The sequence below is a fragment of the Paenibacillus terrae genome, assembly GCF_000943545.1.
GTDB classification, from domain to species: domain Bacteria; phylum Bacillota; class Bacilli; order Paenibacillales; family Paenibacillaceae; genus Paenibacillus; species Paenibacillus terrae_A.
On the sequence record NZ_JTHP01000120.1, the window covers coordinates 1 to 10327 of the forward strand.

Sequence of the window (10327 nt, forward strand, 5' to 3'; positions counted from 1 at the left end):
AAGATATTCGGCAAAGTAGCTGTACACAGAAAACATAGCTGCAAAGATAAAAATAACAGTCACGATATTGAACCACAATTGAGGCTTACGAAGTATACCAAGCTGTGTTCCATAAGACATTTTCTCTTTAACCGGCATAGAAGGAAGCCAAATGAGGATTCCCACAAAGGCAATCATGCTTACAACAGCCCCAAACAAGAAAGCGGCTTCTAACGATATTTTCTCTGCGAGATAAGAAGTTAAAGACACGCCAAAAGCAAATCCGACCGTTATTCCGGCGAAAACCTTGGTGACTGCTTTACTGCTTTTTTCCGGCGGGACAAGTTTGGCTGCGGTCACTAAGACAACCGAAAAAAAGATAGGATGAAAAATAGCAGGGAGAATGCGGAAAATGAGCATCATATTGAATTCGGTCGTTAAAGCATAAACCATATTTGAAATCACAAAACTGAGCACAACCGTTAACAGAATGACTTTACGATTTATACCGGAAACGAGTAAGGTCAGGAATGGACCTGAAATAGCAACAACTAAAGAAAATGCACTTACAAGCCAGCCTGCCAGTGAAGTCGATATATTAAAATTTTGAGTGACCTGGGGTAAAACACCTATAATCCCCATTTCCGTTGTAATAATGCCGAATACACCTAAATGTTCGGTGAAAATATAGTATTAGACTGGGACCATTGATTTAATGCGGTTTTTGATTTGAAGAATCGTCAGCACATGAAAAATAAGTTTTAGACTGATCCATTAAAGGAAGCAGCGGCAGACCAAGACTTGATAAATAAAGTCTTAGACTGCCGCTGTTGTCATTCAACTAACGTCCCCCGATAGCTTAACATCGGTATCAGTCGTGGTAAGTTCACAAACTAATTCTTCAAATGAATCAATTTTTTTGATGGGTAACTTGCAAACGAAATATAGATGCATATTATAGGTTGTCAACAAAATTCAAATAATTTTCAGTGCTTTTTTCCACAGTTTCTTCAGAACGATCATATTCCTCACCATAAAATGCAAAGAACGAACGATAATCTGCATCGCAATATAGGAATGTCATTTTAAATGGAACCAGTATTTGTTCAAGCGTATATTGATATCTTCCATTTTCGTGATAATCTTGCTTTTCGATTCCTGCAGATACACCTAAAGCAACTTTACGATTCTTGAATTTATCTCCTCCATTTGAACCAAAAGCCCATCCATAAGTTAAAACATCGTCAAACCATTTTTTTAGGAGAGGCGGACAATTAAACCAATATATAGGGAACTGCAAAACAAGATTACCATGAGATTCAACCAATTTTTGTTCCTTTTCCACGTCGAAGTTTCCATCAGGGTAAACTTTAGACAACTCGTGAACAGTATACTTTTCTGGATATTTTTTCAGTTCTTCTACCCACCGCTTATTAATGACGGATGTTTCCATGCTGGGATGCGCTACAATAACAAGAGTTTTCAAAGATTTGTCCTCCTTAAGTATTATTTATATCTTGATAATAAAATGAACGCTAGAAATATGAAAGTATGCACTTTTAGTACAGATACTTACATAAAGGTAAGTGTTTTTTTACTGGTTCCACACTTATTTTTCAGTCTAATACTTAATTTACTTTGAACACTAAAGCCAAAATAATAATAAGCAAAGAGTTATCCTGTTTCATAATTAAAAGTAAGCCTCCATCATATTTATATATACAGATTCATAGATATATTTTACGAAAAAAAACCTCCTTTCTGTCTATAGTTCCTTTTGAATGTACTCGGTAAATTCCTGTATTGTCTTTTCGTTCCGACGATAGTACGTCCACTTCCCAATTCGCTCAGACTCCAACAAACCAGCTTTTTGCATCGTTAATAAATAACTTGAGATAACAGACTGTGCAAGTCCTGCTTTAGCCTGAATATCCCCCACACATACACCAATTCGAAGATTAAGCCCTTGCTTTAAATAAGCCTGTTCATCAAAAAATTCCTCTGGATTTTTTAACCACAGCATAATTAGACAGCGTGTCTCATTAGACAAAGCTTTATAAATCAATAACGGTTCCATACAGTACATTATATCTACTTTATTAGATTTGTAAATATAAAATCCAGATTTGTGTACCACTTCAACTACACTGACTTACTACGATTGGAGCGATACATCAAGTACAGGAAATACGGCGCACCGATCAGAGCGATCAGTAGCCCGGAAGGAATCTCCGTCGGCGCAAGCACCGTCCGTCCAATTGTATCAGCCAGCACCAGCATTACCGCTCCCAAGATGCTTGACAAAATAATGGAACGGCGTACATGGTGCCCGATCAACGTACGCACGATATGCGGAGCAATCAGCCCGATGAAGCCAATCGTACCCACGCAGGCTACCGCTCCTCCCGCCAGCAGCACACCCACTGCCATCGCCAGCAGCCGGGTGCGACGCACCGGAAGCCCCAGTCCCATGGCGCTGCTATCGTCAAATACCAAAAGATCGAAGCGGCGAGCTAGCCACCAGGCTACTGGCAACAACACGAGCAGAAAGGCCAGAATCGTCGTCACCTGCGCCCAGCTTCGCGCGTAGGTACTACCAGTCAGCCAAATATAGCCCGTACTGCCCCACAGCGAGCCTTGGATAATTAGCACCTGAATTCCGGCTGCTCCGATCGCTGATACGGCGATGCCGAGTAATATGACAACAGACGGATTCAGATGTTTTTTCCAGGATAGAAAGAAAATCACTGCCGCTGAAACTGCCGCTCCAGCGATCGCCGCGATTGGCAGCACATAAACAGGCAGCCCAGGCCAGACGATAATCACTGCAAGCGCGCCGAATCCCGCTCCAGAAGAAACCCCGATGATCGAGGCATCCGCCAAGGGATTGCGAACGGCTAGTTGGATCAAGACACCGCTCACTGCAAGCGCGATACCAGCCCCGGCCGCCACCAGCGTGCGTGGAATTCTAAACTGCAGCAAAGCCGAATTCGCGCTCTCACCGCCAAACAGCCCGGACAGCAGATCGCCCACCGGAATGCGCATTCCTCCAAACATCAGGCTGAATACGGTTAGCAGCACGGCCCCACACGCAAACAATGTGACCAGCCTGCCATACGGTAATTTCCGAGAGCGCACACCTATGTTCATTGAAGACTGTCCGCCGATACCGGAAGGCAGTTTCATCCTCCACAGGATAAGCCAAATTAACCAAGGGGCCCCGATCAATGCCATTACTGCTCCGGTCGGCAGATCCATGCTTGATTGGTGGACCATTTTCGCCAGCACGTCAGCGCCCGTCAACAACAGTGCCCCCCACAGGAAGGAACCAGGCAGTACCCAGCGGTGCATTTTCAGGCCGCTTAAGCGCACCAAATGCGGAGCCACTAAGCCTACAAACCCGATGGGTCCAATGACGCTGACTGTAATGGTCGACAGCAGGACCGCCAATACAATTCCCACCGCCCGGGTCAAGCCCACCTTTTGCCCAAGGGACGTGGATGTGGACTCATCCAGATCCAGCACATCGAATTGCCTCGACAGCAAAACCGCGATAACCGAGAGCCCTACAACCCAGGGCCAAGCATAAGTAGTACCACTCCAATCGTTTTGCACAAGCGAACCGGAACCCCATAGAAACAATCCCTGCGTTTCAAAGGAGTAAAAAATATGTAATGCTCCGGTAAACGAACCGAGCACCATAGACACAATGAGGCCAGCAAGCGCCAGCCGGATTGGACTTCCAGCTCGTCCCCCGCCCATAAAGTAAGCAAGCACCGCCGCCAGCAGGCCGCCGAGGGCGGCAAACAGAAACGGAGCCTGATGCAGCAATCCGGGGAACATCACCGCGCCAAGCACAACCACAAAATAGGCACCCGCGTTGATTCCAAGTGTATCCGATGCCGCCAACGGATTTTTGGTGATGGCCTGTAGCAACGCACCGGCAATAGCCAGCGCACCGCCAGCCAAGATTCCGATAACCGTGCGCGGCATCCGCAGATCCCAAACCATATTATGCTCTAGCGTATTCTGACGCTGGGTCAACGCCTCGATTACCGTATGCAGCGGGATCGGCGCCTCTCCATAGCACAAGCTTACAAAAAAAAGCGTAATAAGGACGGCCAAGCCGCCCCCAAAAATGCTTCCTACACGCCAAGCCTTCGATAAATCCGTTGTACCTGTTCGGGTCATTTTGTCAGAACACCCACCACCTGGTCAACCAGCACTTTAGATGAGATTGGGCCCCCGAACGTCCACGTTGTTCCGTCCAGTGGATAGGTCCGTTTTTCTTTGACGAAATTCAGTTCTTTCCAGACTGAATTGTTCTTCATCGCGGCTCCGAATACATCGTCCGTCTTCTGCGTAATGTAGATAAAATGGCTGTCCTGTACCCCAGGAAGAGCTTCGATGCCCACAGTGCTGAATCCATATTTCTCGGTTTTGTCCGACTTCCAGTCATTCACCATACCGATTTTCGCGAGCGTTTCCACTACAAGCGAGTTATCCTTGAACATCCGTAGGCTGGCAGCATTTTGAGCTGTGAAAGCCTGAGTCAGCGCATAGTGGAAGTCTGCTTTATCCGCTTTTTCCAATGTAGCCTTTGCTTCAATATAATGCTGGTCAAGGTCATTTAGGACTTTATCAGCCTGCTCCGTTTTTCCAGTAGCCACAGCGATCTGCTTAAAGATTTCAACCATGCGATCATAATCATAACCTTTTCCCTTGAAAAAATCGTATTCTATCGTTGGTGCGATTCCCTTAAGCTGTTCGTAGATCGCTGCATTATTGTCTGTGTTTGAGATAATAAGGTCCGGCTTGAGCGCCGCGATCGCTTCCAAATTCGGTTCGCCCCGTGTACCGATATCAGTGACCGAATCAGCCAGTTTCGCCTCCGGCGTTATCCACAGCCTGTAGTTTTCGTTGTCCGCACTACCAACAGGCTGCACGCCTAGCGCGATCAGGTCTTCGGTAAACGCCCATTCCAGGACAACGACACGTTCCGCTGGCTTGTCCAGCTTGACTTCTCCGTGATCGTCTTTAACCGTAACCGGCCCAGCCGCTTTGCTGGTCTGCTCAGACCCGGAAGTGGCTCCTGGCTTCGAGCTATCCCCTACTGATCCGCAACCCGCCAATACAATAGTAAAAACCGTAAACAATAATAGGCCCTTCAGCATCTTTTTCATTTCTCTCATTCACCCCTGCATGTATATGTCTCATTAGAAAATGATAATCATTATCAATAAAAGAGTATAGGGGTTGATGGTTTTTGTCAACAAAGATTGTACTAAAGAAAAGTACTATGTCGCATTGGAAAGCACCCTCTGCCCGCTACCCGGAATTCCAAATTGAATCGCAAACGGGTTCCGTATATGATAGCTTTACATTGTTTTTAAGGGAGGCATCATTTACGTGGCAGTATTAATCAACGAGCAAATAAAGGCTTCCGAGGTCATGCTCACTGGACTCAACGGTGAGAAGATCGGTATCGTCTCGAGAGAGGAAGCCTTGGCTATGGCCCGGTCCAAAGGAATGGATCTGGTCTGTACATCACTCATGAGCAGTCCTCCGCCATGTAGCCTAGTAGCTAAGGGCAAGGGAAAAGCGCTCGCGCAGAAGGAAACCGGAACACGCAAGGTGAGCAGTGGCAACATGGCTGGAAAAAGCAGTAAGGAAAAGGTCAAGGAGCTTCGCTTCACTGCTCATATCGAGGAACATGATTACGATACAAAGCTGCGCCAAGCAGACAAACATCTGCGCTCCGGCAAGCCGGTGCAGTTGGTCGTGAAATCGTCCGGCGCGAAGGAAGCGGCTGCCGCCAAAGCGGTGTTAGAGCGACTATTGGTCGATCTGAAAGAAGCCGGAATGAAGGAAACCGGAATCCAGACAGGCGGCAAGGGCTCACAGGTGAAATTAAACCCCATCTCAAAGCAAAAACAGGCCGTTTACACAGAATGAAAAAGGGGCCGTTTCGGCCCCCTTCTACCTTCCTCATGAAAATCATAGTGATAACCATACAGCAGGGTCCCTGTTTTCCACACACTCAATTATCGGAAAATTCAACTTGCTGGTGACGTTACGTCACCAAGTATACTAACCTAGTAGGCTATACTGGAAAATCAATGCATGGGAAGGAGGGAGAACCTGTTGAGCAAAGGAGATTATTTATCGACTGGGCAGCTTGCCAAAAGTACAGGTATGACACTCCGAACTTTGCGATATTACGATCAGATTGGACTATTGACCCCGGAAGACCATCATTCTGGCTCTGCTCGCAAGTATACGGTGAAGGAACTGAAACGACTGCAGCGGATTCAGACGTTGAAGTATGTCGGGCTATCTCTTCAAGAAATTAAAGACATCTTAAACGCAGAGTTGATATCCGATGGGGACATCAGACATTCGTTGGAAGCACAGCTCGATATTCTCCAGAAGAAGATCGCTCATACGGAACATATCGTCCATGCTATTCGAAAAGCTTTGGAAAAGTTGGCCGATGGAGCAGATTTGGATCGCTTCGCGGAACTTATACAAGCTGTACAGAAGGAAGAGAATTGGGGGGATCAATATCGGACGGCCACCCGTTTGCAAGCACGGATCAATCTTTACGACAAGTTCAGTACGAATCCTCAAGGCTGGCATCGTTGGGTTTTTGATCAGCTGGAGGTGGCACCGGAAGCCCATATTCTCGAGTTGGGTTGCGGTGACGGGACCTTTTGGTTAAGAAATGCCGAACGAATTCCCAATAGCTGGCGCATCACGCTTACCGATATCTCCAGCGGAATGGTGGAGGAAGCACGTTGCCGCTTAGGAAGCAGCAATGCAATGTTTAAATTTTTGTCGGCTGACGCCCAGCAGCTCCCTTTTCACGAAGAGCAATTCGATGTGGTGCTTGCTAACAATATGCTTTATCACGTCTCGGACATTCCCAGAGCGATCGAGGAAATGCACCGTGTTCTAAAGCCCGGGGGACTAGTTTGCACGTCGACGATGAGTACGCAACACCTTCAAGAGCTTGAGGACTTGGCGACTTCCTTCGACCCCAATCTTCGCGTATTAGATCAAGCGATTCATCGGTTCCACCTAGGTAACGGAATGGACTTGCTGTCTTCATGCTTTTCTAATCTTCTGTTGCTCCATTACGACGACCGCCTGATGGTAGACGAAGCGGAACCCCTGATCGATTATATGATTTCGACTCCGATGAATGCAAGGGAACGACTTGTAGGAAAGGCCATCGATATGTTTCGTATCCATGTCAACCAAAACCTGAAGCAGACTGGTGTCCTTCAACTGACGAAAGAAAATGGAATGTTTCTAGGGAGGAAATGAACATGAAAGCAACGGGACAACAACCAGGAGTACGGATCGTCAAAGAGGAGCTTTTATCGGATAACTGGTACATCTTAAAGAAAGTCACGTTCGAGTATGAAAAAAACAGTGACCAATGGGAGACACAATCCCGTGAAGTGTACGACCGCGGCAACGGAGCAACAATCCTTCTCTATAATCGAAAAAAACAAACCGTAGTATTGACCAGACAGTTCCGAATGCCAACCTACCAGAACGGTAATGAGACAGGAATGCTTATCGAAACCTGTGCAGGTCTGCTCGATAAAGAGACACCAGAGGAAAGTATCCTGCGGGAAACGGAGGAAGAGACAGGATACCGTGTCGACTGTGTACAAAAGGTTGGTGAGGCCTACATGTCGCCTGGATCGGTTACTGAAATCCTGTACTTTTTTGTAGCAGAGTATAACGAAGATATGGCAACAGGACTGGGTGGTGGACTTGAGGATGATCAGGAAAACATTGAAGTGGTAGAGCTTCCTTTTATTCAGGCGCTCAATTTGGTCAAAAGCGGAGAAATTCGTGATGCCAAGACGATTTTGCTGCTCCAATACGCTCAAATCCATGGTCTTTTAAAGGAAAAAACAAATTCGTTGCATATTCTTATAGCGGGACCTTATCGTTCTGGAACGTCAGATGATCCCGTGCTGATCGAGAAAAATGTTCAGTTCATGAATGAAATTGCTCTTCAAGTTTATGAAACTGGGCATTTACCGGTTCTAGGGGAGTGGTATGCATTGCCCCTAATCGCCACAGCTGGTTCCACTTCTTTGGGAGATGAGGTTTTCAACCGCATTTTCCATCCGTCCTCCATCCGCCTGCTAGACCACTGCGATGCAGTGCTTCGAATTGGAGGGCCCTCGCAGGGTGCTGATGAAATGGTAAAGGTCGCAAGAGAAAAGCAACTGCTTATTTTCGAACATCTTGAGGATCTTCCACCGGTAACCCAACCCTAGACTTAGTCCATCTATTGCTAAACCTAAATCACTCTGAACACTTTACATGCTCCAACACTTACCACTCAAATGAGCTTGCCGTTATTTATGCTAGGGTTCCACCGTGCTATCTATAACGGCAAGTGAAAAAGAGCATCCCGACAGAATGCCCCTTCCCTGAAATCACTCATCAGCGCAGATGAAGCCGCTAACGGAGTCTTATGTTATCCACTTTTCTCCACTTTCCATACATATTACAATTAAATTCCTTTAGAACATGTTTTCTGAATGTAAAAATACGGTATAGATTTTGAAATGTATTTATAAATAACTACATTAATTCCTTAATATTTTGTTGTCTTCGCTTAAACCGAAAAAACCAAAAGGAAATATTTAAAATTCAAACTGCTTGATTTCACCCTCACTCTCGTTTATTCTCTGTATATGTATAGTACAAGTTGGTATTTTCATCAATTGGTGATCACTTGCAGGACTTCACAAAACTTTATCCGACGGGGTCCTTGTGCATCTTCGTTCTACCATGCACCTCCTCATTTTTCGTCTGGGATATTGTATCCAGTATTTTCGCGTTTGTGTAGGTGAATGAATGTGAACACACCATTGATATACAGTTTATACAGGACCTATTTTTGTTAATCTCCATAACAGAGCCTAAGGTACTATGACAGATTACGTTTTAATGATATATTGATAGGTACTATAAAAGACTAATTACCCAGGGCTTGGGCTGGAGGATGTATGAAAAAAGAATCAAATCAAGATGAAACCAGTTATTTATTTAATGTAGATGTATTAGTTAAAGGTCGTTCCAATGTAGAGGCCCTTCAGTTCCTGCTTAACCTCTTGACTCAACATGAACAAATTGCAGATAGTCGGGTTCAGTCCGGTATTGAGCTTGGTAATTTGATTGAGGCTGCATTACACTTAAAAAAACAATCAGCCGCTAACGGCTCGTCTGATGCTGCTACTGCGCTAGCAGAGAAGTTTTCCAAAAAGAAATCTAATGTCGCTCCTACGAACAAGCCACCTGTCGTTCAAGAGATCAAACAATCCCACATACAGCCGAAGCCTGCACCACAACAAGAACTTAGCACCTATGATTGGATCAAACGCTATATACATGATAATACGCTTGTACGGCTAATCGTAAATCGCTATGGCGGACAACGAAGCATCCCATGTCGCATCCTTAATTTGGATCATGAGAATAACTTACTGAGTGTGTACCATGTAGATGAGAAGCAAGTATACTCCTTTAAAATGAATGAAATCGATGAAATCACATCGTAAATGTAAAGCCCTTACAGCATGAAATAAACACGTAAAAAGAGAACCGCCGGAAAAACGTTATGTCTTTCCAAGCGATTCTCTTTTTTTGATATTACCTGGAAATTTAAATTAATCCTCTTTCTTCAAACCCCGGGCAGCTAATGCCAGCAAAAGCCAACCTGCGATAAAACACACGCCCCCCAGCGGGGTAATGGCACCTAGCACACGAATCCCGGTCAAGCTCAGCACATACAAGCTACCGGAAAACAAAATGATTCCCGTAAACAGCAGTCGCGCTGCCCATTTTAAACGAGTCGACGCTCCCCACTGTCCCGCAGCCAATGCAATGATCAGCAAACCGACAGCGTGAATCATATGATATTTCACACCAGTTTCATACACAGCCAAAGCATCTGCGTCGATCCGTGTTTTCACAATATGAGCCCCAAACGCTCCAATAGCTACCGCCAGCAGCATCATTATAGATCCTACAATTATCCATCTGCGTTGCATGTTTGTGTACTCCTTTTCATCTCATACTCTCATCCAAGCTATCTCCTTATTTTATCGAATCCATATGAAGTTTGCCAGCCACTCCATTTAAATTTAAACCCTACAGAATTCCATGATTAAACCCTGTCTTTTGGAGGGTAATGTGTAAGGTCCCTTGCTTTTTTGTTCATTTTGTGGAAAATTAGTACCTGTTCGGATAATGTTCAAGGAGTTGAAAAGATGAGTAACCAAGATCCTAATCTGAAAAAGCCTGTTGCGTCTGA

10 protein-coding genes are annotated in these 10327 nt (G+C 45.3%); 4 read left to right on the forward strand and 6 right to left on the reverse strand.

Going from position 1 to position 10327, the window contains the following annotated elements; all coding sequences use genetic code 11:
- The 5 genes from QD47_RS28105 to QD47_RS28125 form a co-directional block, all read right to left on the reverse strand.
- A partial coding sequence (locus tag QD47_RS28105; protein WP_044649234.1) for an MFS transporter occupies nt 1–666 on the reverse strand: 666 nt, incomplete at its 3' end.
- A 268-nt stretch (nt 667–934) separates the two neighbouring features.
- A complete protein-coding gene (locus QD47_RS28110) occupies nt 935–1465 on the reverse strand; it encodes an NAD(P)H-dependent oxidoreductase (RefSeq protein WP_044649225.1) in 531 nt (176 codons plus the stop codon).
- 279 nt (nt 1466–1744) lie between these two features.
- On the reverse strand, nt 1745–2056 hold the full coding sequence (locus QD47_RS28115; protein ID WP_044649226.1) for an ArsR/SmtB family transcription factor: 312 nt from the start codon (nt 2054–2056) through the stop codon (nt 1745–1747).
- Between the two features lie 65 nt (nt 2057–2121).
- On the reverse strand, nt 2122–4170 hold the full coding sequence (locus QD47_RS28120) for an iron ABC transporter permease (RefSeq protein ID WP_044649227.1): 2049 nt from the start codon (nt 4168–4170) through the stop codon (nt 2122–2124).
- Nucleotides 4167–5162, reverse strand: a complete 996-nt coding sequence (locus QD47_RS28125) for an ABC transporter substrate-binding protein (protein WP_044649228.1) — start codon at nt 5160–5162, stop codon at nt 4167–4169. Before QD47_RS28125 ends, QD47_RS28120 begins: the two co-directional genes overlap by 4 nt.
- A 226-nt stretch (nt 5163–5388) precedes the next feature.
- Between QD47_RS28125 and infC the strand changes: the two genes are divergently transcribed.
- The 4 genes from infC (at nt 5389) to QD47_RS28145 (ending at nt 9572) form a co-directional block, all read left to right on the forward strand.
- Nucleotides 5389–5934 (forward strand): translation initiation factor IF-3, encoded by a 546-nt coding sequence (infC, locus tag QD47_RS28130; RefSeq protein WP_044649229.1) that lies wholly within the window; start codon nt 5389–5391, stop codon nt 5932–5934.
- Nucleotides 5935–6123: 189 nt separating this feature from the next.
- The gene (locus QD47_RS28135; protein WP_200893544.1) at nt 6124–7308 is read left to right on the forward strand and encodes a MerR family transcriptional regulator; all 1185 of its coding nucleotides are present in this window, start codon (nt 6124–6126) and stop codon (nt 7306–7308) included.
- Between the two features lie 2 nt (nt 7309–7310).
- Nucleotides 7311–8282, forward strand: coding sequence for a GDP-mannose pyrophosphatase NudK (gene nudK / locus QD47_RS28140; RefSeq protein WP_044649231.1), 972 nt, complete (start codon nt 7311–7313; stop codon nt 8280–8282).
- Between the two features lie 738 nt (nt 8283–9020).
- The gene (locus QD47_RS28145) at nt 9021–9572 is read left to right on the forward strand and encodes a hypothetical protein (protein ID WP_044649232.1); all 552 of its coding nucleotides are present in this window, start codon (nt 9021–9023) and stop codon (nt 9570–9572) included.
- A 108-nt stretch (nt 9573–9680) separates the two neighbouring features.
- Here the strand turns inward: QD47_RS28145 and QD47_RS28150 are convergent, their stop codons facing one another.
- Entirely contained in the window at nt 9681–10064 is a 384-nt protein-coding gene (locus QD47_RS28150) for a DUF423 domain-containing protein (RefSeq protein WP_044649233.1), read from the reverse strand.
- Nucleotides 10065–10327 lie beyond the last annotated feature (263 nt).

Bases quoted from the DNA above. Each gene is read 5' to 3' on its own strand.
- QD47_RS28115 (WP_044649226.1), bottom strand. From the start codon at position 2,056: ATGGAACCGTTATTGATTTATAAAGCTTTGTCTAATGAGACACGCTGT.
- QD47_RS28120 (WP_044649227.1), bottom strand. From the start codon at position 4,170: ATGACCCGAACAGGTACAACGGATTTATCGAAGGCTTGGCGTGTAGGA.
- QD47_RS28125 (WP_044649228.1), bottom strand. From the start codon at position 5,162: ATGAAAAAGATGCTGAAGGGCCTATTATTGTTTACGGTTTTTACTATT.
- nudK (WP_044649231.1), top strand. From the start codon at position 7,311: ATGAAAGCAACGGGACAACAACCAGGAGTACGGATCGTCAAAGAGGAG.
- QD47_RS28145 (WP_044649232.1), top strand. From the start codon at position 9,021: ATGAAAAAAGAATCAAATCAAGATGAAACCAGTTATTTATTTAATGTA.
- QD47_RS28150 (WP_044649233.1), bottom strand. From the start codon at position 10,064: ATGCAACGCAGATGGATAATTGTAGGATCTATAATGATGCTGCTGGCG.